The organism is Chryseolinea sp. T2 (assembly GCF_037203685.1).
Classification (GTDB): Bacteria; Bacteroidota; Bacteroidia; order Cytophagales; family Cyclobacteriaceae; genus Chryseolinea.
Genome location: NZ_JBBCAU010000001.1, coordinates 795480 through 822022, shown reverse-complemented (window position 1 = coordinate 822022; position 26543 = coordinate 795480). Strand labels below are relative to the sequence as shown.

At 47.7% G+C, this 26543-nt stretch carries 17 protein-coding genes and 1 riboswitch; of the genes, 9 read left to right on the top strand and 8 right to left on the bottom strand.

All coding sequences use genetic code 11. The annotated features are described in order from the left end of the window. Nucleotides 1-3 precede the first annotated feature (3 nt). From WBG78_RS03465 to WBG78_RS03445, 5 genes are all read right to left on the bottom strand, one after another. Nucleotides 4-747 carry a LytR/AlgR family response regulator transcription factor gene (locus tag WBG78_RS03465; protein ID WP_337324973.1) on the bottom strand — a complete coding sequence of 248 codons (744 nt, stop codon included), beginning with the start codon at nt 745-747 and terminating at the stop codon, nt 4-6. Between the two features lie 393 nt (nt 748-1140). Beyond that, a complete protein-coding gene (locus WBG78_RS03460; protein WP_337324972.1) occupies nt 1141-2331 on the bottom strand; it encodes a trans-sulfuration enzyme family protein in 1191 nt (396 codons plus the stop codon). A gap of 140 nt (nt 2332-2471) precedes the next feature. Beyond that, nucleotides 2472-2575: riboswitch (SAM riboswitch) on the bottom strand. A 125-nt stretch (nt 2576-2700) separates the two neighbouring features. Continuing rightward, nucleotides 2701-5616, bottom strand: a complete 2916-nt coding sequence (locus tag WBG78_RS03455; protein WP_337324971.1) for a gliding motility-associated C-terminal domain-containing protein — start codon at nt 5614-5616, stop codon at nt 2701-2703. Nucleotides 5617-5807: 191 nt separating this feature from the next. Next, entirely contained in the window at nt 5808-8105 is a 2298-nt protein-coding gene (locus tag WBG78_RS03450) for an ABC transporter permease (protein ID WP_337324970.1), read from the bottom strand. Between the two features lie 184 nt (nt 8106-8289). Beyond that, nucleotides 8290-9513 (bottom strand): multidrug effflux MFS transporter, encoded by a 1224-nt coding sequence (locus WBG78_RS03445; RefSeq protein ID WP_337324969.1) that lies wholly within the window; start codon nt 9511-9513, stop codon nt 8290-8292. 247 nt (nt 9514-9760) lie between these two features. Here WBG78_RS03445 and WBG78_RS03440 point away from each other — a divergent pair, with 247 nt between their 5' ends. Then, the gene (locus tag WBG78_RS03440) at nt 9761-10453 is read left to right on the top strand and encodes a hypothetical protein (RefSeq protein ID WP_337324968.1); all 693 of its coding nucleotides are present in this window, start codon (nt 9761-9763) and stop codon (nt 10451-10453) included. A 100-nt stretch (nt 10454-10553) separates the two neighbouring features. After that, entirely contained in the window at nt 10554-11075 is a 522-nt protein-coding gene (locus WBG78_RS03435) for a hypothetical protein (RefSeq protein ID WP_337324967.1), read from the top strand. 449 nt (nt 11076-11524) lie between these two features. Here the strand turns inward: WBG78_RS03435 and WBG78_RS03430 are convergent, their stop codons facing one another. Together WBG78_RS03430 and WBG78_RS03425 are read right to left on the bottom strand one after the other, a co-directional pair. After that, on the bottom strand, nt 11525-13048 hold the full coding sequence (locus WBG78_RS03430; RefSeq protein ID WP_337324966.1) for a gluconokinase: 1524 nt from the start codon (nt 13046-13048) through the stop codon (nt 11525-11527). 9 nt (nt 13049-13057) lie between these two features. Then, the gene (locus WBG78_RS03425) at nt 13058-13948 is read right to left on the bottom strand and encodes a helix-turn-helix transcriptional regulator (RefSeq protein WP_337324965.1); all 891 of its coding nucleotides are present in this window, start codon (nt 13946-13948) and stop codon (nt 13058-13060) included. 505 nt (nt 13949-14453) lie between these two features. On the opposite strand from WBG78_RS03425, the gene WBG78_RS03420 reads away from it, so the two are divergent. From WBG78_RS03420 to WBG78_RS03400, 5 genes are all read left to right on the top strand, one after another. After that, nucleotides 14454-17717 carry a SusC/RagA family TonB-linked outer membrane protein gene (locus WBG78_RS03420; RefSeq protein WP_337324964.1) on the top strand — a complete coding sequence of 1088 codons (3264 nt, stop codon included), beginning with the start codon at nt 14454-14456 and terminating at the stop codon, nt 17715-17717. A 13-nt stretch (nt 17718-17730) separates the two neighbouring features. Further along, nucleotides 17731-19341, top strand: a complete 1611-nt coding sequence (locus tag WBG78_RS03415; RefSeq protein ID WP_337324963.1) for a SusD/RagB family nutrient-binding outer membrane lipoprotein — start codon at nt 17731-17733, stop codon at nt 19339-19341. A 137-nt stretch (nt 19342-19478) separates the two neighbouring features. Further along, on the top strand, nt 19479-20594 hold the full coding sequence (locus WBG78_RS03410; protein ID WP_337324962.1) for a bile acid:sodium symporter family protein: 1116 nt from the start codon (nt 19479-19481) through the stop codon (nt 20592-20594). Nucleotides 20595-20717: 123 nt separating this feature from the next. Then, nucleotides 20718-21668: an RraA family protein gene (locus WBG78_RS03405; RefSeq protein WP_443092760.1), complete on the top strand. Its 951-nt coding sequence runs from the start codon at nt 20718-20720 to the stop codon at nt 21666-21668. Nucleotides 21669-21801: 133 nt separating this feature from the next. Next, nucleotides 21802-23082: a mandelate racemase/muconate lactonizing enzyme family protein gene (locus WBG78_RS03400; RefSeq protein ID WP_337324961.1), complete on the top strand. Its 1281-nt coding sequence runs from the start codon at nt 21802-21804 to the stop codon at nt 23080-23082. Between the two features lie 136 nt (nt 23083-23218). On the opposite strand, the gene WBG78_RS03395 is transcribed toward WBG78_RS03400, so the two are convergent. Continuing rightward, complete coding sequence (locus tag WBG78_RS03395) at nt 23219-24202, bottom strand: GlxA family transcriptional regulator (protein WP_337324960.1); 984 nt, start codon at nt 24200-24202, stop codon at nt 23219-23221. Between the two features lie 691 nt (nt 24203-24893). On the opposite strand from WBG78_RS03395, the gene WBG78_RS03390 reads away from it, so the two are divergent. Both WBG78_RS03390 and WBG78_RS03385 read left to right on the top strand, forming a co-directional pair. After that, nucleotides 24894-25049 (top strand): hypothetical protein, encoded by a 156-nt coding sequence (locus tag WBG78_RS03390; RefSeq protein ID WP_337324959.1) that lies wholly within the window; start codon nt 24894-24896, stop codon nt 25047-25049. 63 nt (nt 25050-25112) lie between these two features. Beyond that, a complete protein-coding gene (locus tag WBG78_RS03385; RefSeq protein WP_337324958.1) occupies nt 25113-26420 on the top strand; it encodes a hypothetical protein in 1308 nt (435 codons plus the stop codon). Nucleotides 26421-26543: the final 123 nt, after the last annotated feature.

Here is a 26543-nt window from a genome sequence, read left to right as displayed (position 1 = left end):
TTGTTAATGTCCGAATCGTTCGAGGAATGCTTCCTTTCTTCGTTTGGACACATCAAGTGTGGCATCGTTATTCATCACAACATAGCCTCCATCACCACGAACGTATTTCTTTATTGCGTTGAGATTGATAACAAATGAATTGTGTATACGGAAGAAATCATGTTCCGAAAGAAGTTCTTCATATTCTTTCAGCGTGCGGCTTACGACATACTTCTTTCCATCGTTGAGAAAGATCTGCGTGTAGTTACTGGAAGCTTCACAATAAAGGATGGTTTCAATATTTACGAATACCAGTCCGTCAGCAATGGGAATTGCAATCTTATGCGCATTGCCATTTTTCGATTTCAGATTTTGAAATAGCTGTTCGAGACGGCCAGCCATATCGTTGTTTGACTTCTTCTCGACTTTCGTCAGAGCGCGCTTCAGCTCTTCGATGTCAATAGGTTTCAGAAGATAATCTATAGCTGAGAATCTGAAGGCTTTGATTGCGTATTCTGAATACGCGGTAATGAAGATCACGTCGAAGTCTACGTGATCGACTCGTGTAAGGAGATCGAATCCCGTCTCACGCTGCATTTGAATATCCAGGAAGACCACATCGGGTCTGTGCGATCGGATGGCGACTAAAGCTTCATCCACTGTCTGGCAGAGTGCCAGCACTTCCACATTCTGGCAAAAGTCCTGGAGAAGGATCTTGAGGTTCTCCAGATTCTTTGCCTCGTCATCGACAAGTATACAACGAATCATACAATCGGTTGCGCCAACTTGTATCCGATTTTTCAGTACACTTCGGCGCCAGGGGTTTTTCGATGTGCAACCAAACAAAATTTTAAGGTTTTATTAAGGTAGAAACATGAAGGACCTTACCTCGTCAATTTTTTCCACGGGTCAATACTTAATCGCATTAGATTCAGCGTCACGTACGCGCACACGGGCTCGAAAACGAATGTGTATGGTGTCCTGCACCTTCATGGCTCTCTTCGCACACGATTATAACACGGGAAAAATTTTACCTTTTGAACGAAAACGCATGCTGACTGTCGATCGTGACTTGAATCGGAGCGCGGTTCGCTCCGATTAATGTAATTTCATGCAAACGTTTCGAAAAAGTGACGATGTTACAAAACATGGTCCTGGTGTTTACGCTCCAATAGATACTTCATGCTTCGTGTTGTTATGAGTTTGGAGAGTCAATTCGTTCAAGGCCCGCGAAAGATCATCAATGAGATCATCAGCATCTTCGAGACCAACCGATAGCCTGATGAGTCCACCCGATATACCGAAGTCAGCATGACGGGAAACAGGTATCGAAGCATGAGTCATTGTTGTTGGGTGTGCGATCAGGCTCTTGATGCCGCCGAGACTTTCAGCCAGTTTAAAGATCTTCGTTGACGAGACAACCTTAGATGCGGAATCAATGTCGTCTCTCTTCAAACGGAATGAAACCACGCCGCCAAAGTACCGCTGTTGAGCTTTTGCAAGTTCATAGTGTTCATGGGAGGGTAATCCTGGATAATACACCTCAGCTACCTCGGGACATGATGATAACCATCTTGCAACAGCAAGTGCATTTTCTGAATGTTGTCTTACGCGGAGATCAAGGGTTTCGAATCCGCGAATGAGCAGCCAGCTTTCGAATGGACTTAATACTCCACCTGATGCATTCTGAATAAACAGAATGTCTTTGCCAATCTGCTCGTCTTTCGTGACTACGAGGCCTGATATTACGTCACTGTGTCCGCCGATATACTTCGTTGCGCTATGCACAACTATGTCGGCACCAAGTAATAAAGGTTTTTGAGAAACAGGCGAAGCAAACGTGTTGTCGATGGCAAGAAGAATGCGATGTTCCTTTGTAACCTTTGCCAATGCAGAGATGTTGATGATGCGGAGCAAGGGATTGGTGGGAGTTTCGGCCCATAGTAATTTCGTTTTGTGCGTGATAGCTTTTCTTACTGCAGCAGTATCATGCAGGTCGACGAATGTTGTTGAGATGCCAGCCCGATGAGCGAGCGTTGTGAGCAACCGATAGGTTCCTCCATAAATATCGTTACCTGCTATTACGTGGTCGCCAGCACTAAGCAGTCGAAGTACTGCGTCGATAGCGGCCATGCCACTGGCAAAGGCCGCGCCTGTGGATCCGTGTTCAGCTTTTGCAACGACCTCTTCGAGTACTTGTCGTGTTGGGTTGCCGGAACGTGTGTAGTCAAAGCCTTTGTGGTGACCAGGAAGGTCGTGTACGAAAGTTGTGGTTTGATAAATGGGAACTGATACTGCGCCTGTGAGTTGGTCAACCGGAATGCTTTGAAGGATTTTAGTTTGCTCTTTCATGATTGTAATTGGTTAAGTTTTGCGTTTTGTGCGTCAACTAAAACCTTACCATGAAGCAGCCGGAGGAGCAATAAAAAAGCTCTTCCGACAAGTCAGAAGAGCTTTGATGATATCTGAGATCTGATCAATCGCTAATTCATAACTTATCTTCCCCTGTTTCCAGGGCTGGAATTGGCACCATTCTTCTGAGAAGCGGTTGCCAAGACATCATAGGGCCATATCCCTCCGTCTTTCGTGATAAGATTCTAAAGAACGACAATGCAAAGGACAACAAGCTGGTTCAGAAATGCAAGCATCAGATGTATATTTTTATTTAAAGCGATAAAAAGGGCCGTCCGACCACAAGCCATACCGTTGTGAGGTCAAAAATCACCTGATCAAATGGACCCAACCTTTCAGCATTTGAGTGTTGTTAGCGGGATCCACGGAATCGAAAGTCACCTCGGCAACATAGTAATACACACCAGATGATAGGTCTTGTCGATTGGAATCCTTTCCATTCCAGTCTATATAAATGGACTGGCTATCGTTACCAACGCGGGCATATTGGGTGTAAACTTCCTGCCCCCAACGATTGTACACTGTGAAGTTCACCGTCTGTACAAAGCGTGCGCATTTCAATCTCAGCTCTGCCGGGATACAATCGCCTTCACCACAATCGAAGCCACGAATACTGTATGCGCTGAATTCATCATTAACATTGTCGCTATTGGGAGTAAATACATTCGGCAACTCATAATAAGGACAATTGTCAATGCACAGCTCATCACTTTGTTCCCCGATGTTTCCGGATACATCGACCGCAGCGATCTTATAACATCGCGCGAACGATAACAGGTGATTGTCTATGAAGAAAGTATCTCTGACATTTTCGGCAATGAGTGAGAACTCTCCTCCTTTTATTGAAGAGGCGTAAACATTATAGGCACGAATGTCGCGCCGGCATGGCGCCTCCCCGGGCGCGTTCCACATGATCACATTGCTGAACGATTCTTTATCACAGTATTTAGTGTAGTAGTCCTGGCAGTCGACAAAGTCAAGCGTATTGCGGATTGGGGGCAAGGGTTTGCAGGGAGGAATGGTATCCCCAGGCTGAGCGCAGATGATCTGTGAGAAATTGTTGAGCGGCTGAGGGATCTTTGGATTCCCATAGCCACCCCGTGTCATGATGCGATAACAATAAGTTTCATTTTCGACCAATGGCGTCTTGTTCCATTGTCCTTCATCCAGGTATATAAATCCCGACGTATTCGCATCGACGCTGTCTATTAATATCAGATCTGCTTCCGTTGCTCCCTCCGGACCGCGGTAGATCAGATGTTTGTTTGGTGTAGTGTTGATCTTGTTCGACCAGGGCACTGTTGCGCTCCAGCTCAGAGAAATGCGTTGATAGGAAGCATTTGCATCATTGCGCACAGCCGAGGCAACGGCAGATGTGCCAATAAATGTTCCGTCCGATGCGTAGGCCTTAATGCTATAGTTGTACACGACCTCAGTAGTATTGAGATTGTTATCGACGAACGTTGTATTGGTGAAATTGCCGGGAGGCGAAACATTAACTGCATCTTCGCCCCGTGTGAATCCAATTGAGCGAAAGATCTCATAATGATAAGGAGGCGGAAACTGAACAGTGTTTGCATCGAACGGACTTATCCATCTGACACTGATCTGGCCATTTGAAATATCGGTGTGATCAACAGAAACATTGGTGATGACAGGAACGTCGGCGAGAATGGGGCCGACGCACGTATCCTTCGATACATAACTCTCGCCTCCGCGTGGCGAAGGAAAAACAGCAACCAGGCGATAACAATAGCGCGCACCCGGCGCGAGTCCGAGGTTATTGTTGTTGTCGATGAATTCAGTGATGGGTACAGATAACGGTCCCGAGGGATGCAACACAACAGTGCCGATGAGATCATATCCCAGGGCTGGCATTCCCGTCTGACAATTGTCGGGTTCGAAAGGAGCACCATCAATCTTTCTCCACACCTGCATGGTTTCAGCCTGTGTACACCAATAGTTGTCCCATTTAAGAGTAGCCTGTCGTTGCGACAGGTTGAGGGAGGCTTCTGTCCAGTCCGGCGCCGGGGCAACAACAGTGATGAACCATGTTTTGAACGTAACAAGATGAGGACCGTTCTTCGGCTTGTCGGTTATCTTGAATACGACCTGATAAGCCTGTTCCCGCACGTGAGCGCAGTCCGTTTGCCAGTGAAAAATTGTAGTTGCCGGTGAGGGGCGGAAGTCGTCTACTTTTGGAACCGGACTATAGGTTGCCGGCGACATAGACACCGGATAATTAAAGATCTCCGAGAACGCTTCTATCTTCACGGCATCATTATCCGGATCGATGCCAAGGATTGTTTCATCCAACACTGTTCCGGCAACAACGCAAGTGTCTTTTGGTATCATAAGGTCAGGCCGTTTGTTTGAGCAGTCATCGACAATGATCTGCATGTCGCGCCGGACATAACCCATCTTATACAACACGCCATTCTTTCGCCGCCACTCTGTAATATGAAATGCAATGTTGTATTCTCCTATGGCGCCGGGTGCATCCCAGGTGAGTGTTCCATCGAGCGGGTTGATAATAAACCTCGGTCTGCCTGACCCAGCTTCATTGGCGGTCTCATAGTTAGTATAAAACTTAGGATCTGCTGGTGATTTGTAATTTACAACCGTAGTGTTAGGTGCCATGAACGGAACCTCGAGGCTATAAGATAAGCTGTCGCCATCAATATCGTAAGCTCCCGGGTTGTGAGTAAAGGCAGCACCCTTGCATGCGATATCTATGGGAGCAACGAGGAGCCGCGGCGAATTGCTGCATCCCAGGTATGAGTCTACAAGAAATTGTGTCTCCAGGTAAAACGGAGTGTTCACGGAGGCATCCATGTTGAGGACGTCGCGATTACGATTGGGCTCCTGGTAACGTATGGTGTACAGGCCGGTACCCGGATATGTATGGCGGATTACATAGGTCGCCGTAGCGACACTGCCGTCAGGGTTGAGATCGGATCGCGTTGTATTCTCGATCAAAGGAACTTCTACCCATTGGCCGTCGCCAAAGTATAGTATCTCACCCTCACCCCCGACGCGAACATCACTTTTTGTATTTGTATAGAGTGTGAGTGTAATGGTAAAAACCAGACCTGTACAGTTGTCGCGCTGAACGGTGATCTCTCCCGCGCGTAAGTGTGTGGCCTGGGCCTGATGAGCAAAGACAGCTGCCAGCGCAACCAGCAGCGCGCATGCAGTGATGTGTCGTGAAGGCTTAGGGGTCATGTGGCTTCATGTATTATTCAAACGATCTCCTGAGGCTGGCTCGGAAAATTATCAGGTGATCATGGCAATAGCTTCCGGATAACGATGGAGGCTATATTGAATTGTACTGAAACAAACTTTATTCGTAAGAAATTTGAGACTATGACCTGGCACACGACTCTTCCGGTCTGGATGTAGCCGGCAATCACCTATCAATCGTTCTTCAGCTCATTAATCGGACTGCTCACTGCAGCCCTGAAGCTTTGTACACTCATAGTCAGGAGAGCAACTACCGTAACGGCTATACCAGCTGACGCTAACGTAATGATGTCCATAGGAATCTTCCTGGCAAAGCTCTGCAACCATTGATTCATGAGATAATAGCTCATCGGCGCAGCGACTATAAAAGCCACGACGATACGCTTCAAAAAGCTAGCCGTGAGCAGCCGCCCAATATCACGAACGCTTGCTCCCAGCACCTTACGAATCCCAACCTCTTTCATTCTGTTCTGTGCCACGGCCCATGACAGGGCAAACAATCCAAAACAGGATATGATCATGCTCACGATTGAATAAGAAACAACGGTCCTGTACAGGAACGTGTCGTCTTTGTATTTGTTCATGAGTTCATCCTGGATGAGATGATACGAAAAGTATTCCGCGCCATACACCTTTCTCCAGGCTTCTTCAACAGAAGGTCTTACATCGGCGAAGGAAGTTCCGCTGTAGTCGATGAGCAGTTTGCTGTTGTCTTCAGTATATGAAATGATTGCTGGCTGTATTTCATCTTTGAATGATGTTGCCGTGAAGTCTTTCACGACACCAATAATTACATCCTTTGTCCCGGGAATAATCTGCCCGATAGGATTTTTGATATCGAACATTTTGACCAGCTTCTCATTTACGAGTCGTCCGGGCTTGTTTGCAGCTGGCATCGTTCCTTCGATGAGTTGAAGGTCCAATGTCTTCATGAAGTCCTCATCGCCACTAAACAATCGCGGTGAGTATGTTGATTTGTCCTCAAGTTCGTAACGCGCCATCCAATGCCCGAAAATGGGACCTCCGTTGGAAACAGCAGCATTTTTGATAGCCGGTATTTGCAACAACAATGTCTTAAGGGCAGGTAACTGTTTGCTTTGCTTCTGATCTGCTACAATAACAGCAATGTTACGATTGAATCCGAGTGGAGCGGTCTCCAGATAGTGCATCTGCCGGATGATCGTTACCGCGCATACCGCCAACGTTATGGAGATCACGAATTGAACAGTAAATAACGTCTTACTGAAAACAACTTTTGACGTGGTGTTCTTCATCAGACTTAGCGGCTGAACGCGACGTTGTTGTATGAGCGAGAATCCAATGACCACCATACCAACAGCAAATACTGTAACACCACAGATGGCTACAAGATCCCAACGAGAAAGATATTGTATGCTTAATGAAGTGTTGAGAATGGAATTGAAATGCGGCAACCCGAGTGTCATTATTCCAAGCGCGAAAAACATGGCGATGCACATGTAAAGCACCACTTCCGCTGTTTGTGACTTTACGAGGCGCCAAAGGGTCACACCCAGTGTCTTTCTGATTCCAGCTTCTTTTTTCCTTTCCTGCAGCGACAACAGATACAAACTGCAGAAGTTGAAAGCGGCCATGAACAATATTAGTCCGCATACCAACCCTGCTGCCCGAAGGAATGGCAGACTCCGTGTTTGCATGTACGTAAATTTGTTGAGCTCATTGAAATAGGATTGTCTCAGTGGTTCGATTTTAAACTGTTGTGATCCTTCACCCATTAGACCTGGTACCTTTTTATCCTTATTGATCTTGTCCACCAAAGCCTGAACAGACGCCCCCTTTCTCATTAGTATGTAGGTTCCACCACCCGGAAAGGGTCTTTTTCTCAATGCGTTGTGTGAGACAAGGACATCGAAAACCAGATGGCTTTTTTCAGGGAAATTGTCAAGGACGGCCGAGACCATGAGCGTGCGGGAGGTATCAGGTGTTTGTAAGGTGATCAGCTCACCGATGGGCCGTTCATGACCAAAAAGTGCCTTTGCCTTAGCGCGGGAAATTACAAGCGTTTGGCTCGTGAGTGCATTCGTGGCGCTTCCGGCATACAGAGGAAAACCGAAGATCGACAAGAATGTACTGTCGACCGTCAGAAGTTCAGGACTATTGACCGTTACATCCTTTGCCGTAAGACTTCGGAGTTCGATAGTACCTACCTGCGCGATCCCTTCTGTTTCGGGATAATTGTCGCGCAGATATTGCGCCGTGGCGCCAAGCACATAAGGAGTGTCACCTTTCTTCTCAAAAGGATCGGAGCCGAACACCTGAAATGTTCTAGAGGCTTTACTATGAAAAGAATCGACAGCAAGCTCACCTAATAAAAACGTAAGCAACAACGCCGTGCAGGCAAAGCCAACGGCGAGGCTAAGCACGATGATGAACGAATACACACGGCGACGCCAGATGTGACGGATCGCCAGACGCAGGTTATAAAGTGCCATAACTGATGTGGTGAGTTTGTTCAATGAAGATATCAACACACCGGTTTAATTACAACAGCTGAATGTCCGAACGGCAAAACGAAAGCACGGACAACGTCTGTTCGAATGATTTATTGGCGCCAGCAAAATTTTTGTCAGGGAACAAAAGAGAAAGCCCACAAGAAGGACAACGCCTGCTTGCTGATCAATCCGGCAATGTGGTCAGCTTAGAGGTACGCGCTTGTGACCCGGTTCCTATGATCGTAACGATCCACGCGCCGAACGAGCACACAAACATCATGAGTGCAACGGGAAGACTACCATGAGCATCAAACAAACCCACTGCTGCCGACATCAGTCCGCCGAGACATGTTTGTATGAAACCCATAAGCGATGACGCACTTCCCAGGTTATTGCTAAAAGGCGCCATTGCCGATGCTGATCCATTGGGAAAAGTCATGCCCAGACATAGCAATAGCACAAAGAAGAAAGCAATAGTTGAGTAGACCCCATACCAATCAAATATGGATCCCGTAAAGAAAAGCAATGAACTCACCAGTTGAATGGTTACGGCAATCGTAAACAACCGCTGGCTGCTGAAGCGTTTTAGAAGGAGAATGTTAATTTGATTACCTACGATCAAACCGATCGATTGCAAGGCAAACAGTATTGCATAAAAGCGGGGCGACACCTGAAAGCGCTCCTGAAGTATGACAGTCGAGCCAGCGAGATAAATGAACAGCCCTCCGAGGGCAAACGAACTCGCTAATGTGAAAGTGAGGAACTGACGATTGCGCCCGATCATCATGAAAGTATTGATCATCGGCCCAGGCGCCAGTGACACCGTTGGATCGGCCGCGTGTCTGAGAGGCAGGTATCGTCTCATCAAAATCAAAACAATTACAACGATGATTGCCAGTATGATGAACACCCATTGCCACGCGAGCCATTGCATGATGACACCTCCTAATGATGGTGCAAAAAGCGGTGATACAGAAAGAACCAGCATCAGCATGGAGAATATCTTCGGACTTTCCTCGACAGTAAAGTAATCGCGCACCATTGCCCTAACTGCTACTGCTGATACGGCACCTCCAAGTGCCTGAAAGAACCGGCAAACGATAAGCATCTCTACCGTACCCGAAAGTGCGCAACCAAAACAGGCCAGAATATAGACGAACATACCCAGGTAGACCGGATTATGTCTTCCATACCGATCCAGGAATGGCCCATAAATAATCTGTCCGACACCGAGGCCGATGAAGTAACTCGTTAGCGAAAGTGATACACGTGCCGTTGACGTACCAAAATCCGCAGCCATCTCAGTAAAGGCGGGTAGATACATGTCAATAGTTAACGGCGTAATGGTGTCGAGCGCGCCGAGAATGAGAATGGCGACAGTACGGTTATAGGCTTGTTGCTGAGACATGGAAATTGCTTGCAGTATGGGCTTTACTTGCTACATCAGCCCCGATCTGCATTTCTCAAACCAAAGGCATCCCTAAAAGTACAAAGTCTGCGATTGATGAACGGGGTGCGGAACGGACAAAAATAAGGGCTATTTGCGAAAGGCAAGCCGCGACCGCCATGGCAATCCATTCATTCACATTAACGGCAGGTTTAGCATGTGACGTCAGGTGATGCAGAGCATCATAATATTAACCAAATGATTTGTTATGAAAATCAACAAAAGACTCCTCATGTCGGCATTGGTAATGTCGACGCTGCTCGCGGCCTGTGACCGCAAGCCTGAATATGTGACCCAGGTAGCTAAGCCATCGGGTGAGAAATCTGAAGTGACCGTTAAGGAACTGGAACCGGACAGTCAATTGTTCCGGGCAATGGAAGCATTCGCCAAAGGAGAGAACGAACAATGCGCTACTGACATCAGGGAAGCTGCCGCTACCATGCGAACAATTGCCGCTTCAAGCGCGGTGACAGACAAGACCGACATCCTGAATTCGGCGGCCGACATGGATTCACTCGCGGCGCGCATCGCCGAAAGAAAAGTAAATGACATCGAATCGATCGATGCAATTCTCGGCAAGGCAGGAAGAGCACTCGCTCAATTCAGATTGTCGGTTACTGAGAATGAATTCTTCAAACACTCAGAAGGCGATACAGGTGATCTTCTTGCACGTACCATACATAACCTGGAGAAGTCCGTTACACTTCATCATCGCTCATTGAACCCTGAAGAGAAGGAAGTGCTTAATGATGCACTAACGCTTGCTCAGCAAATGGAGCACGGAGCGAATGTAAATGAAGACGATCTGAAGGCCTCATTACAGCAGGTGAATCGTGAGATTGAAAAATGGAACCGCGAGTTTGCTTCGCGTCCAATGCTTTCATCTCATGAACCCAAATAGTGCAGTAAAAAAAAAAGAAACGAGCTGCCAGCCGTGACTTTGAAGTGTTCTCAACATCTCAATAACAGTTAGCAGGACACGAAGTACCAAATCAACCAATATGAAAACGGTAGTTTCAACTTTAGCGCTGACGATGACAGCTGTTGTCGCCATTGCGCAGACGGCGCAATTAACGATCAAGTCAAAGGAATCAGACATTCCTATTGCTGTAGTTCAATCATTTAAGCAGGATTTCAAAAGTACATCTTCTGATTGGATCGTGGTACCACCGCAGTTGGTGGGGGACAAGTATATGGTATCGCAATACAATAACCTTAATGGTGAAGCACCGAAATCATATTCTGTATTGATGAGAGGACCCGAAGTTTCCGGAGAAGCATTGTATAACGCATCAGGCGATCTCATTTATTTAAAGGAGCACATCAGCAACACAATGTTGCCACCGGCAGTTACGAATGCAGTGTCGGCAAAGTATCCAGGCTACTTGATTTCAAAGGACCAGGAAACGGTGAAGCAGGGAAAGAACAAGCTCATTCACTACAAAGTATCGATTCAAAAGGGAAACGATAAAAGGATTTTAGCGATCGACGAATCGGGAAAGATTCTTCGCGAACGCAAGTAGGTAACGAAGAGAACGAAGGCAGAAGGGTTTAATTTTTTCAGGTTTAGGGTTAAGGTAAGGGTCATTGGAAACGATGACCCTTCGCTATTGATATTCGCCATTCTTGTCGGTTCGAACATTATTGTCTTACAAACAGCAAACAGCCAGGGGGAGAGCAGCTTGCAGACAGCCAGTCGCGAATCAGTCGCCAATCGGTGGCCAATCCGTCGCCAATCAGCAGACAGCCAGAGGCCGCTTCAAGGCCGCTAAAGGGCCACTTAAAGGCCACTTAAAATCCACTAAAATCGCTATAACATCGCTGTAAGGTCGCTATAACATCACTGTAAGATCCCATCAATAAGGGTCGTTTTGGAAGGTGGCATCCAAACAATTGGAATTTCGTAGGATTGGATACCCCTGTTGTAGTACTCCGGAAAGAAACAAAAGGTAACACTGTTATCGCAATATACCTACGGTTGCTCGTGTTGCAGTTCGGAGAGTTCTTCAAACTCGGCACTCAATCTCGTACTCAGCTTTTCGAAAACTGAAAAGTATCGCTGATATGAGCGATGATGATTTGTGTTTGGCGAATAGGTTGTTGAAAGCACGACCGTGCGTGCCGCTTCGTCAAGTGAATTGAAGATGCCCATATCGGTTGCACTTAACAGATAAGCACCCTGCGCGATGCTATCGGGATTCTTTCCTATACTTACGGGCATGCGGAAAAGATCGGCAATGATTTTCGCGCATAGCGGTATCGATGCAAAACTACCATTCACGGTAAGATGGTTAATTGTCCGATGTTCCTGCAGTGTTTTACCGATGCTGTACATTTCATAAAGGATGCCTTCGATCACCGCTCTTACAAAATGTTGTTTTTCATGCTTGATGTTGATGCCGAAGAACGTACCCCGTGCATTGGCGTTCCATATAGGTGCGCGCTCACCCAGCAGGTAAGGAAGGAATAACAGTCCGAGCGATCCTACCGGCACATCGGATGCCTCGTGAATGAGATGCTGAATAGTATGCTCTATATCAAAAGGATTTCTGAAATCTCCGAACTGCTTGGCATACCATTCGAAGATAACGCCACCGTTATTGGTCGGACCGCCGGAGACATAACAGTCTTGAGTCAGTACGTAATTGAATAGCCGTTGATTGGCATCGCGTATGACATGGCGTCCAATGGTTCTAACGGCCCCGCTATCCTCAACAGTGATGATTGCTTTTCCTTCATCCCAAACGCCTCCGCCCAGCGTAGCCAGACAACCGTCGCTGGAGCCAACCATGATTTTTACCGTGTCCTTAAGTCCAAGCGACGTTTGAAATTCTTTTCTGAGTTTGCCCGGGGAGTGAAATACGGGTACCAGTTCAGGCAAACGTTCCGCGTCGATTCCAGCGTGATCGAGCGCTGCCTGTTCCCACTGCAGCTTCTGATTGTTAAAAAAACCAGTTGCTGATGCAAGACTGTAATCAAGAACATAACCGCTGGTGAGTTGTTGAAGCACGTAGCTTTTGATTGACAAAAATTTGCTCGTCTTCTTAAAGCGCTCCCGATCGTTTCTTCCCAGCCAGGTTACTTTCACCAATGGCGACATCGGGTGAATGGGTGTGCCCGTAGACTCGTACAACTGTCTGCCTAACTCTGAATTCTTTAACTCCTGAGCTTCCTTCTTTCCGCGATTGTCGGCCCATGTAATGGCATTGCCCATGGGTACTCCACTCTTGTCGACCATGAGAAGGCTATGCATCGATGCACTGAAGCAGATTGAAACTACCGTGAAGCCCTTAGGATGAATCTTTTCGGTAAGGAAGTTCTTGAGTACATAGAGCATCGTGATAAAGATCTGCTCCGGATCCTGTTCACTGTAGTCGGCTTCGACATGGAATGTGGGGTAAGTGCCTTTCGTCGAGGCTATAACATTGCCCTTGATGTCGAACGCCATGACCCGCACAGCGTTGGTTCCGAGGTCGATAGTGATAATACATTCCATATTCATGGCCTAGGTGTTGTCATTAAGCAGGCTTCGTTTTCTGAATTGTCCGGGCGTATAGCCTGTGAGTTTCTTAAAGGTGGTAGAGAAATGCTGCGAGGAATAGAAGCCTGTATCCAGTGCGATGTTTGTAAAGTTTACATCAGGTCTTTTCAGCAGCTTTATCGCTTCAGAAATCCGAATGTTGATGAGATAGTTCAATGGTGAGAATCCTGTATGGTGTTTCACCTTCTCCGTAAACGCCGTGGTACCGAGTCCGAACAGCGCGGCCATTTCCTCAACGGACCATTGGTGTGACAGGTTCCTGCGCAGCTCCTGTTCGAGTTTCATAAAGGTTCTGGGAAAGTCGCGACGGGGATCTGCCTGTCGCGTCGATTGCCGCGCGATGATAATCAGCAGCGAATCGATAAAATGATTGACGCGGGTAACGTGACCAATCTCCGGATTGATCAGCTCATTGTGTATCTGATGAAGGATCTCGATGCCCTCCTTTACTTTCAGGAGTACCGACAGGTTGTTAACCAGCAGCATCTTTTCTATTGAAAGACTTTCACATGAGGAAAGGCTGCTCCATTCACCGAGCGAAAGATCAGATTCGTTTCTGTGAAGATCGAGGTGAAGACGGAAGATGGTACCGATCTCGAGAAAGCCTTTAGCCCCTCCTATTTTCTGTCCCGGCAGAACAAAGGCAATGTCGCCCGGATACAGAATATACTCGCGGCCATTGACAAACCATTCAAATTTACCCTCAACGACACAATATATAAGTAGCTGTTCGGCTTCAGATGGAATGAATGAGTCCAGTTGAATGGTAGTGTTCTTGGCCAAGGCGAACTCCCTTATATGCGGAAATGACTCCAGCTCGCGCGACGGCCCTTGAATAAGAGTGAACTGGTTCATGCTCGCCTATCAGGTAAGGGAGAGTTTTTCTCCAAAAAGAACTCTAAACCAAAAAAATCCGTGAGACAGGGCCATTTAGCTCTTTGGAGGATCGCGTTCCGAAAGATCGTTCTTTGAGCTTTAAGTGTGTCGTTTACAATTATAACCCAGTGACACCAAAAAAGCAACATCGATTGCACAATCGAAATCTACAGAAGAGGCCGGCCCGTTCATCAAACATCTGATTGATAAACAAGTAGTTACACACTTTGACGGCTGTCTGAATTCTGCGCTAAGCAGGCGAGAGCTGTCCAAAATTCAACGGTGGTGGTTATTGGAAGCACATTTTTCAATCGTTTGAAATCTTTATCAATCGTATGCATTTACTGCTGGGGTTCTGGTCTTACCACTCCGAGTGATCGAGGCAGTTGAAGGAGCAGGGTGTCAGCAGTTCGGATAGTCGACGTTCACCGGCCTCCCGGAGACTTAAAAAACATCATGTCATATTTACTAACCCCAATAATCTATGCTCAAACATTACTTGCTGTATGGCATACTAATACTGGTATGCTGCCAATCGAACATTGCTGTTGGCCAGGCCCTTACCGTAAAAGGTGTCGTCAGGGATGAAACCAATACGCCCCTTCCAGGTGTGAACGTCGTGGTGAAGGGCACCACGGGCGGAACAATCACGGATGGAGATGGAAGGTATACGGTGAATGTGCCGGACGGCAGTGCCGTGCTCGTATTTACTTTTATCGGCTATGCCGATCAGGAGGTTAACGTTGGGGGACAGACCAATCTTGATGTGTCAATGGCGGCTGATATTACTTCGCTCGATGAGGTTGTAGTTACGGCATTGGGTATTGAGAAATCGTCGAAGAGTCTAGGGTACTCGACAACTAAGGTGAATGGTGATGCTATCGCAATAAACCGCACGCCTAACCCGATGAACGCGCTGACCGGCAAAATTGCAGGTGTAAGTATCACGGCGCTTGGTACCGGCCCTGGCGGCTCATCAAAGATCCGCATACGCGGACAATCCTCCATTTCTGGGCAGAACAATCCTCTGCTGGTAGTAAATGGTATTCCTATCGACAACACGAACTTCGGGACCAACCAGGGAAATAACGGCTCCGACACTTCCATAGGAAATCGCGGCGGTGGAGCATCGTTTGACGGCGGTGACGCTTTCTCCAGCCTTAACCCTGACGACATCGAAAGCATGACTGTGTTGAAGGGATCAACGGCGTCCGCCCTGTACGGATCCCGGGCGAAAGATGGTGTAATCATGATCACAACCAAGACCCGTGGCACAGGCCGTGGCATTGGCATCACTTACAACCTTAACTATTCCAATGACACGCCCCTGGACTTTACTGATTATCAGTACGAATATGGACAGGGTGAATATGGCATCCGCCCAACAACTCCTAATCCTCAGTCGGGACAGTGGTCATTTGGTGAAAAGATCCAGCCTGGTATGACACAGATTCTGTTCAACAACCAGACGGTACCTTATGAAGCCCAAAAGGGTATTCTTAAAGACTTCTATCGCAACGGACAAAACCTCACTAACACGATCGCAGTGTCATCTAATACTGACAAGGGTGGTTTCAACCTGTCGGTAGCCGATGCGCGAAGCAATGGTATTACGCCGAACAATTCCTTTAACCGTCAGACAGTCAATCTGGGTATAACCCATGATTTCACTCCCAAATTCCACTTTAAGACAAACATCAATTACTCTAAGGAGGAGAACACGAATCCGCCTGTAATTGCAGATCAGGACAACTCTATGCCTACAGCACTGTTTGCGATGGCAAACACGATGCCACTGTCTGTGCTTGATGAAAACAAGTACAATGCGGGAGGTGGTGAATATCTCTACTCGCGTTTCACCAACAGAACGAATCCTTATTGGGGTCTTGCTGAAGTTAAAGGTAACATCAGACGTGACAGGATACTCGGCAATGTGACGATTAAGTATGATATAACTGACTGGCTATCGGTACAGGGACGTCTTGGATTGGATTTTTATACACGGGCGTCTGACTACAGAAACCTGCCAACCGGAAAGGCGTCAATCAATGGTGGTTCGATCTATTCTTCATCGGCACCTGCATTTTACAACGGTCTTTATACGCAGGACAACAGGTCATTCCGGGAAAACAACTCCGACTTCCTCGTAACAGCGATTAAGGATTTTGGCGATTTCGGAATCAACATTAACGCCGGAGGAAATATTATGCAACGCTATGCCGATGTTGCCAGCACACAGGTGACTGACTTTTCAGTTCGCAACCTGTACGTGGTTGGCTACGGACGTGCAAAAGATCCCACGTATAATTTGAGCGAGAGGCAGGTTAACTCTCTCTATGCAGCAGCCGAGGTAAACTTCAGGGAGTGGCTGTATTTAAATGTTACTGCACGTAACGACTGGTTCTCGACACTTTCTCCAGCGAACAGAAGCATTTTGTATCCATCAATATCGGCCAGCTACGTCTTTTCCGAATCTTTCGCGACCAAACCATCATGGCTGAACTCCGGTCGCGTGAGGGTTGCTTACGCGGAGGTAGGTAGTGATACTGATGTTGCTCCATACTCGCAGCAACTGATATATTCAGTGAACGCAAACCAGTTCCAGGGACAGGCAGTTAGTTCTTTGCCGGCAAGCGTTCCCAATCCTAACCTGAAGCCTATGCGCACAGGTGAAACAGAAATCGGTTTGGAAATGAAAATGTTCAACAATCGTGTCAATGTTGACGTGGCGGCCTATCGAAAGCTGACAAATGATCAGATTGTACAAGCACAGATCTCGGATGCTTCCGGTTACGTGAATACGCTAATCAACAGCGGTGAGAGCGAAAACAAAGGTATTGAGTTGATGGTCAATCTTATTCCAATAGAAACGGACAACTTCTCATGGGATTTCACCTTTGCGGGAGCCTACAACATTACAAAGGTGATGAGTCTGCTGAACGATACAAAGGGATCCAACATTACAGTGGGCACTCACGTGTTTAATGGTTGGGTACAACAAATCGTTGGAGAAGAGATGGGACAGATCGTAGGTTATGGATATCGTCGTTGGGGACATGACCCTGCAACTAATCAGCCACTGGATCCTGAAACGGTTGCCCACCCTGAGAACATTGGCAAGATCATGATCGGAACGAACGGTATACCACTCGCAACAACACGACCAATACCTTTTGGAAGCGCGTTGCCCAGATGGACTGGAGGTTTCACCAACAGTTTCACTTATAAGGGAATCAGCCTTTCAGTACTGATTGATTTCAAACTGGGTGGCAAAATGCTGTCCGGTACGAACTTCAACGCATACCGTCACGGTCTGCATAAGAACACACTGGTGGGACGCGACAATTTAACCAGCGATACTGGCGCCAGCGACCCAGGCGGTTATGTGCTGAATACGGATGGGGTAGACGCCAACGGATTACCAAATACAAAGGCAGCTAAGGTAGAGGACTACTACTCTGTAGTGCGCGGATCGGGACTTGTAGAGCCTGTAATTTACAACGCTGGTTTCTGGAAGCTTCGTCAGATCACCATCGGTTACGACTTCACAAAGTACCTTCCTGAAAATCTTTTCGTGAAAGGGGTAAAACTCAGCGTTTTCTCTAACAACGTTGCCATGCTGAAGAAATGGGTTGACAACATCGATCCGGAGTCCTTCGGTTACACCTCCGATAACGTTGTTGGTTTGGAGTCACCAGGTGTTCCAACGACAAGAAGCATCGGTTTCAATCTTAATGTTAAATTCTAATTCAGACTGAGTTATGAAAAAGATATATCAAGTTGCTCTGCTCAGCCTATCCTTTTTGATCGTGGCGTCCTGCGACGATGGCTTTGACGAGTTGAACAAAAGTAAAACAGGTGCAACGTCTGTCGATCCGATCTCTGTCTTCAATAACGCGGTTGTCTTTTGCTCGCCGCCAGCAGGAACACTCGTGTATGAACTCGGCGCAGTACAGCAGATAATTACATCAAACTCTGGTGTAAACGTCGGTGCCAATTACAACCAGGTAAACATCGGTTCCACTCCAGCCAACTGGACGAATACTTTTCAGAATACGATTAAGTATTGCGCAGATGTGATCTCGTACACTAAAGATGATCCGACGCGTGCAAATCTTTATAACATGGCCAGGATCATTCAACAGTATGGTTTCATGGTATTGACTGACACGTATGGACCGATTCCATATTCCGAGGCGGGTAAAGGTGTTACTGACCAGTTATTTCTTCCTGCATACGATACGCCCGAAGCGGTTTATGATGGTATCATCAGTGAATTGACTGCAGCAGCCGCGGCTCTCGATCCTGCCGGAAAAATTGAAACTTCGGATGTTCTTTATAAGGGAGACATTGCGAAATGGAAGAAGTTTGGGTATTCACTCCTTTTGCGCGCCGGTATGCGGCTGGTGAATGCAAACGCAGCAAAAGCTGCAACTACAGTCGCCGCAGCATTCAACGGAGGTGTCATACTGGATAATGCTGACAATGCCGTAATCCGGCACGATGCCAACTTCATGAATGGTGTGGGCAATACGCTGAACGGAACTGAAGCTGCGAATTTTTATCTGGCAAAACCGTTCGTCGATGCGCTTAAGGCTAACAACGATCCGCGTCTTACGGCATTGGCTGTACGTTATGTTGGTGCGAACTCAGGACCTGCGCAGATCTACACTGGCACAGGTGCAAATTCCACATTCCTTCCTGCAAACCAATACGGTATGCCTATGGGCAGTACAGATGCTACAGCCGACGCATCGGGAGCAACATTGCCAGGAGGTGGTAATCGGTACGCGCATAGCCAGGCCGATAGAACCCGCGTCGTTAGCAGAGCATCTCCCATGTATCTGGCAACTGCCGGTATGTCAAATCTCCTTCTCGCAGAAGCTGTTGAAAGAGGTATCGCCGGAGTTACCGGTACGTCTGCAGCATATTTTGCTGCCGGCATCACTGCTCACATGGTTCAGATGTCAGGTTATGGAACCGCGTCTACTGTTCCTGCCGGAGATATAACCACCTACGTCACCGCGAGAGCAGCGACGTTTCTGGCGGCGCCTGCCGGAGCAGCATTGGCTGATTCGCGTGTTAATGAGATCAACTATGAATACTGGGTTGCCAGTTTCCTGAACGGCAATGAGTGCTGGGCAAACTTCCGTCGCGTCGGTATGGAACAACGAAGCTATAGAACACCGAATCCGGCGGCCGCTGCTCCTCTGTTCCTCGCGAACCCGTACTCTGGAAAAGTAGTTGACTGGATCAATCGCATTACCTATCCGCCATCGGAAAGCCTTGTTAATACTGATAACTATAACGCAGCCGTTCAATCCATGGGTGGCAAAGACGAACTGGGAGTCAAGTTATTCTGGGCACAATAAAGTGCATCTAAAACCTGGAGCTTAGCGCTCCAGGTTTTTTTATTCCGTAATCCCATCACCAATTTAATTTAACACCTGGTCGCTGCTTTCAGTGGTGACAAACAAGAGAATTCATTTCCAAATCGACTATTGTACGAATGTCAAAACGCCAAATCCTCTTTCTTGTTGCCGGACTTGCATTGATCGGCTATGTGATAGTCACGCTGCGGGGAGAGCATGAATACGCCGGCTGGTTGTTAATGTTCTTCTTTCTCATGATTGCTCTCGGTTTTCGTCAATACGAGATTTTAAAGGGCTATTCTTTTACTGTGATGATATTCGCCGCGGTTAGCCTGTCGATGTATTATCCTCATTACTTCATAAGCATTGGGGATTTCAAATTGTCGAAGCTGATTGTCCCGCTAATGCAGATCATCATGTTCGGCATGGGGACCGGACTCAGTCTTAAGGACTTTGGTGCTGTAGTCAAAATGCCCAAAGGCGTGATCGCGGGAGTACTTTGTCATTACATTATCATGCCGCTGGTCGCATTCACGATTACGAAGATCTTTTCGTTTCCCGATGAAGTTGCTGCTGGTATTGTTCTCATAGGAAGTTGTCCTAACGGACTTGCCTCCAACGTAATGACCTACCTCGCGCGTGCCAACCTTGCGCTGTCGGTTACGCTTACCGCTATATCGACGTTCATTGCGCCATTTGTAACGCCGCTGTTCATGCAGCTGCTGGCAGGACAATACGTTCAGATCGATTTCTGGGCGATGGTTTGGGATATCACCAAGATCGTTATCATTCCTGTAACGGCCGGGCTGGTGTTCAACTACTTTCTCCACGGCAAATTCAAGATCCTCGACGACATCATGCCCATACTTTCAATGGTAGGGATCGGGTTGATCATTGTAGTCATTACGTCTGCGGGTCGGGATGCGCTGCTTGTCGTTGGTGTGTCTCTCGTGGCAGCGGTACTACTGCACAATATGAGCGGATACTTCCTTGGATACTGGTCCGCGCGTTTGCTGGGATTAACGGAGCGCGACTGCCGAACGATTGCTATAGAAGTAGGGTTGCAAAACGCCGGACTCGGTTCCGGGCTGGCACTCGCGATGGGCAAACTATCAACGGTAGGGCTGGCGCCCGCAATATTTGCTCCTGTCATGAACATCACCGGGTCTTCACTGGCATTGTGGTGGCGGGCACGTCCAATTCAGGGTCAGGCAATCGACGAGTCAGAAGCAGAATTGGCGCGTCGTCATTAAGGGCGCATCGATTTCCCGGTTACCAGAATTGTCGCCAACTACATTCTGCAGACGAGGCTAAAATACCGCAGACGGGAACCAACTACGAACGAAGACTTTGATAATCAAACAACAGTTTGTCATATGAACTACTTTAAAAAGATATCACTTTTTGCCCTCATGCTTGCTGCATGTTTCAATTCGCCTGCGCAGCAGATCTCAAAGGAAGAGCTCCTCTTTCTCACGCCGGAATGGAAGGGTGAGCGTTTCCCTGACGGCCGGCCCAAAGTGCCGGATGCCATACTCAATCGGATGAAGGCCGTAACGCTCGAGGAAGCATGGGCTGTACTTCGGAATGAGAATTATAAACACGAATACGAAGACGGATGGCTGATGATCAATCCCGACAGCGTATTGGTAGGTCGGGCAGTCACGGCAACGTTCATGCCCGGTCGCCCCGATATACATCAGGTGATTGATGATCGCGGCCACAACCGCGACAAGCGCGTCAAGTCTCAAAACTCATGGCCGATAGACATGCTCACAAAGCGCGATGTCTATGTTGTGGATCAGTTCGGGGCGCATGAGGATGGTCCTACCATCGGCGACAATCTAGGAAACTCTATCTATACGAAAACAGGAAACGGCATTGTTTACAACGGGGCCGTCAGGGACATCAACGGTCTGAAAGAGATTGGTTCATTCACATCGTTCTTCCGCACTTATCATCCCTCGCATCACCTCAACGATCCTAAGGGACAGTTGAATACAACTCTTGTTGGGATCAATACGCCCACCCGCATCGGAGGAGCTACTGTAATGCCTGGTGATGTCGTATTGGGAAGAGATGGCGGCGTGATCTTTATCCCGCCTCACCTTGCGGAAAAGGTAGTAAAGACATCAGAGATAGTTCGTCTGCGCGACATGTTCGGTCATCAGCGTCTTCGAGAGCAGAAATATACACCGGGGCAAATCGACTCGCGGTGGTCTGATGAAATTGAAAAGGACTTTTCACAATGGCTGAATGCCAACATCGACAAGCTGCCCGTTCCAAAAGAACAGATCCAGGAGTTGCTGAAACAACGTACCTGGTAGACGCCGAGAACAACTTCGACGCGCCCGAATCCGATGACCTTCTGTTTCCCGGACTTAAAATCAAATACGTCGACATCAAAAATGTCGAAAGCAATGCAAACATCAATTGCCCTAACTAAAACTGAAATCCATTATGTCAAAGAATAACAACCGAAGAAACTTTTTCAAGAAAGCGATAACAGCAGGAGCAGCGCTTGCTCCCCTGGCTACGTTTGGAGACGGGATGAAGCAGGCCGCCGAAAGAATACCCATGTATTCAAAACCCGCCGACCTCCAGATCACAGAGGTGCAATGCGCTTATATCAGATTCGGCCATGGTCTCTTCATACGCATAAAAACCAACCAGGACATTTACGGCGTAGGTGAAGGAGCTGATTCGGTTCCAGGCACATATCATTTTGTGAAGCTGCTTGAGAACAGGTTGAAAGGAAAGAATCCTTTGAACGTTCATCGTCTGTTTGATGACCTTAGGAAGTCAGGCATATTTGAAGGCGCTCAGGCAGGAATGTACATAGGTGTACTTTCGGCGATTGAGGCTGCTTTGTGGGACGTGGCGGGTAAGGCCCTGAATGTTCCCGTTTATCAGTTGCTCGGTGGCAAGTTCCGAGACAAGATCCGGGTCTATTGCGACACTGCATTGTATCAGCAAAACCTTCCGACGCCTGCTGATTTTGCCAAGGCTGCTACCCAGGCAAAGACCATGGGCTTCAATGCTATAAAGTTCGATCTCGATCAGCGCAACGATCCGGCAAAGTACGATCTGTACAATTGGACGGCCAGTCCCGGAGAATTACAGCGCATGGTTGATCAGGTTACTGCGGCCAGGGAGGCTGTTGGGCCTAACATCGACATTTGCTGTGACATGCATGGCCGCTATGACGCAGTGACAGGACAGCAAATTGCCAAACGACTTGAACCGTTAAACCTCATGTGGCTTGAGGAACCCATACCGGCGGAAAATGTTGAAGCATACAAGATCATTTCGGATTCTACAACTACCCCTATATGCGCAGGAGAAAATCATTACCTCGCTTATGGCTTCAGACGAATGCTGGAGATTGGAGCGGTGGATATCATCATGCCTGACTTGCAGAAGGCCGGCGGCCTTGGCGAAGGGCAGCGCATAGCAAACCTCGCCAGCCTGTATTATGTGCCGTTTGCTCCGCACATGGTAGCGTCGTTTCTGGGTGCTATGGCATCCTGCCACGTATGCGCATCAGTGCCGAACTTTATGATACTGGAATGGCAAAGCTATTTCCATACCGATCCAATGTTCAAAGAGATTATAAAGTACGATGGAAAGTGGGTTGAGAATGGATTCATTCCTTTGTCTGAGAAGCCTGGCATTGGAGTGGACATCAACGAAGAAGGGATGAAGAAGTACGCAACACCAGGGTATCCTTTCTTCAAATAGAAACACCAACCTTTACCTGATTGCAAGAAACTGAAAGAGTCGCACCAACACGCGGCTCTTTTCATTTCGGCCGATATTCATGTCGGTGTAGCAATGTCATGCAATCGACGCATCTCTTTAGTGCGACAGTTCAGAGTCAGTTCAACACTGCGGTGTTCCGGTTGTACTTGTTTCTGTAATCGAGCGGCGACAGCCCCGTCACCCTTCTGAACACTTCGCGGAATGCTTTATCGTCGGCGTATCCAACATCAGTCATAATTTCGAAAATCGCTTTACGCCCCTTTTCGAGCTCCTTCTTAGCGGCCTCAACTTTTACGCGCTGAAGATATTCAACTGGAGTATTGCCGGTCGCCTTGACAAAGCGGCGATCAAAATTCCTCCGGCTGATGGCCAGCGATGAAGCGAGTTCCTCGAAAGAAATCTTCGCGTGGATGTTACTCTCTATGTATGTCTGCGCCTTCGTTATCAATTCGTCGCCATGGCTCTTCTGAATGTGGAAGATACTAAACTGAGATTGTGTGGTACGTTCAATGTCGATCTGAAAGATCTTCGAACAAAATATGGCAGTAGGTCTGTCGAAGATGTGCTCCACCAGATACAACATGAGGTTAAGAAAGGAGTATCCTCCACCGTTTGTATAAATACCGGACTCCGCGGTGATGATCTTGTCTTCCGCAATCCTCACCTTTGGAAACATGCGTTTGAATTCTTCAATGGCATTCCAGTGTGTTGAGCATAATTTTCCGTCCAGTAGTCCCGTTGCGGCGAGCAAGAACGCGCCGGAACACATGCTTGCAACTTCAGCTCCTCCGTTGTATTGATCATGGATCCAGGTGATCATCGACCTGTTCTTTTCGATAGCTTCGGTATAGTCGGCGAAAATCGAAGGGATGATCACCAGGTCAGATTTCCTGACCTTGTTCAAAGGAGTGGGGCGGATAGTAAAGTATCCGTCGTCCATGCTGACCTCCGGTATACTTCCAGCGATCTGGACTGTTATCCGTGAGCTGTTGCCTGCCCGCTGCCAAAATTCATTGGCACTGGAGAGTATTTCATATGCGCCGGCAATACTGTTGAGATTCACACGGCAATTGGGGACAAGTACAACTACGTTTTTCATTGGTTGATTTGTTGATACCGCCTGCTGCGGGACAGGCCCCGCCTGAAGCGGGACAGGCTTTTTAATTGTTGATTGAATTGGACCAAACCATATGGAAGGACATCATAGTCACTTACTTTTTAAAACAATACGTAATAGTCATGTACTCGCATACGCCAATAATTATTACACTATTGCATATAGTTGAACGCTCTGAACGGTGCATTCGTTCCGGGTAGCTGTCGCGTTATGGATACTTTGCTACCAATGAATCTTTCCATACTTGTTTTTACGGATACTTAATAATGAACGATGCTTTGCTATGTTTTAATATTCCAGCAATCGGTTATCAGCGAATTCTGAGACGAAAATGCAAAAGCCGGATATCAGGCAGGCTCTGAAGCCCGGTGGATCATGGGTACATACCCGATGCATATTGGATGCATATTGGATATATAGTGGATTTAATTGGATATGTATTGGGTAGAGTCCATTTTGCTCCGGCAGTAAATCAACGTCGGAATCGCGCCTGTTCCAGAGCGCGTATCGCAGAAACCCGTCTCAGGCATTGCGAAATTCCAGAATCCGGCCTTACGAATATTCAGGATTTATGAAATCTCGTAAATCCATTTGCCTTCTAACAATATGAAAATCAATCGTTTAGTTGCTGGCATTCGCCATGTAATGAGACAGCCAAAGACGAAATAATCAGATGAAAGATCAGGCAAACCAAAAATCCCTGGCGGATCATCGATCGGTGCTTTTGGTGTCGGGCGTAATTGTAGGACTGATCATTCTCCTGTTCATCCTGCTGACCGACGACATATCCATACAGCAAATGATAGCGACGACGATCACCCCGAGGTAATGAGCAACGCAAGGCGATGCATCATCAAAACAGACATTTAAAACATTATACATACCCATTACAATGAACTACATCGAAAAACAACTTCTGCTTTCCAGCGCAGTTAAAGCAATAGATTTTCTGGGGAGCACAACCTCCCAAAGCACGACACCACTGTCGCGATTTAAATTCGAAGAGGAATCCTTGTCGGCAAACGGAGCCGACCCAATGCAAACCCTTGACCTTCTGCATCAACAGGCTGGCTATACGCATGAGCAACTTGGCGAGTTTGCCCTCTGCATGGCCGAAACGGTGACTCCGGCTTTGGCAACCAACTGGCTGATATCTTCCTGGAACCTCCGACTGCGATCTCAGATGTTGAGCAACCGTGATGTCCTTGCAAGAATTAAATCAGCAACGGGCCGGTGGCTCAGGCAACTGCTCCCTGTTGACGCTGAATCATCATTCCACTTTCTGCCGGACCGGCTCACCGCCAACTTTCGCGCGATAGCGATTGCGCGCGATGCGCTACTGGAGCAAATGCATTGGGACACTGCTGCGCGCGGCATGTTTAACGCTCCATCAATCTCCATCGTAGCGAGCTCCGCGTTGAGTGATCATGCGCAAGCTGCTTTGTCGCTCGCGGGGTTCGGACGAAGCAATATCTCCTATGCTCCAACGCTGGATGATGGCACCATCGACATGGACAAACTTCCAGCGATACATGAGCGTACCATTCTCTACCTGCAGGCAATGCATCCAATTACAGGCGCCATTGAAAACGACGCTGTCATTCAATTTGCCAAAAGCAGGGGAGCGTGGGTGCACGTTGATGCGCCGGTAACATTGTGGATGAATCTGTCGGCGAATAAGAGAGGTTTGTTCTCCGGCTATCATCATGCTGACTCGTGGGTGACGGACACAAACATGTGGTTTGAGAGTCCTGAAGAGTTGGGAATACTCGCCTGCAAACAGATGCATAAACATCAGGGCGTCAATCCAATGTTACAAAACCGGGACAGTGCCATGACCACGCTGTGGGCGTCGCTTCGTTCCTTAGGTCAATCAGGACTGCAGTCCAGAATCGTTCGCACTACGGTGTACTCGGATTACATTGCCCAGAAACTTGCTGAGTGTCCCGTTGAGGTATCGGGAGGTGGCCAGGCCTGTTTTGTGCTCCTGGCTTTTGAAGTGGATGAAATGGCGAAGCTGACGTGTGAATCATTAATCAAGGCAGGCGCGCATGAAGTGGGACTGGTATACTGGCGGGGCAAAATGCGTGTACGAATACCGTTGCTTTCGTGGAAGCAAACACCGGAATGGATTGAATCGATGATCAACATCATTCGTGATATCGCCGGAACGCGTGCGCAGCTGGCATCGGCATCGTGAACACGATTTACAAAGGGCTATTCATAAAAAGAATGAGGCTGTCTTATCAGGACAGCCTCATCAATTTGTTCTGATTCGAACAAACTATTCCAAACATTTTCAAGATTAAATTATCGCCCGACA

Bases quoted from the DNA above. Each gene is read 5' to 3' on its own strand.
- WBG78_RS03465 (WP_337324973.1), bottom strand. From the start codon at position 747: ATGATTCGTTGTATACTTGTCGATGACGAGGCAAAGAATCTGGAGAAC.
- WBG78_RS03460 (WP_337324972.1), bottom strand. From the start codon at position 2,331: ATGAAAGAGCAAACTAAAATCCTTCAAAGCATTCCGGTTGACCAACTC.
- WBG78_RS03455 (WP_337324971.1), bottom strand. From the start codon at position 5,616: ATGACCCCTAAGCCTTCACGACACATCACTGCATGCGCGCTGCTGGTT.
- WBG78_RS03450 (WP_337324970.1), bottom strand. From the start codon at position 8,105: ATGGCACTTTATAACCTGCGTCTGGCGATCCGTCACATCTGGCGTCGC.
- WBG78_RS03445 (WP_337324969.1), bottom strand. From the start codon at position 9,513: ATGTCTCAGCAACAAGCCTATAACCGTACTGTCGCCATTCTCATTCTC.
- WBG78_RS03440 (WP_337324968.1), top strand. From the start codon at position 9,761: ATGAAAATCAACAAAAGACTCCTCATGTCGGCATTGGTAATGTCGACG.
- WBG78_RS03435 (WP_337324967.1), top strand. From the start codon at position 10,554: ATGAAAACGGTAGTTTCAACTTTAGCGCTGACGATGACAGCTGTTGTC.
- WBG78_RS03430 (WP_337324966.1), bottom strand. From the start codon at position 13,048: ATGGAATGTATTATCACTATCGACCTCGGAACCAACGCTGTGCGGGTC.
- WBG78_RS03425 (WP_337324965.1), bottom strand. From the start codon at position 13,948: ATGAACCAGTTCACTCTTATTCAAGGGCCGTCGCGCGAGCTGGAGTCA.
- WBG78_RS03420 (WP_337324964.1), top strand. From the start codon at position 14,454: ATGCTCAAACATTACTTGCTGTATGGCATACTAATACTGGTATGCTGC.
- WBG78_RS03415 (WP_337324963.1), top strand. From the start codon at position 17,731: ATGAAAAAGATATATCAAGTTGCTCTGCTCAGCCTATCCTTTTTGATC.
- WBG78_RS03410 (WP_337324962.1), top strand. From the start codon at position 19,479: ATGTCAAAACGCCAAATCCTCTTTCTTGTTGCCGGACTTGCATTGATC.
- WBG78_RS03405 (WP_443092760.1), top strand. From the start codon at position 20,718: ATGAACTACTTTAAAAAGATATCACTTTTTGCCCTCATGCTTGCTGCA.
- WBG78_RS03400 (WP_337324961.1), top strand. From the start codon at position 21,802: ATGTCAAAGAATAACAACCGAAGAAACTTTTTCAAGAAAGCGATAACA.
- WBG78_RS03395 (WP_337324960.1), bottom strand. From the start codon at position 24,202: ATGAAAAACGTAGTTGTACTTGTCCCCAATTGCCGTGTGAATCTCAAC.
- WBG78_RS03390 (WP_337324959.1), top strand. From the start codon at position 24,894: ATGAAAGATCAGGCAAACCAAAAATCCCTGGCGGATCATCGATCGGTG.
- WBG78_RS03385 (WP_337324958.1), top strand. From the start codon at position 25,113: ATGAACTACATCGAAAAACAACTTCTGCTTTCCAGCGCAGTTAAAGCA.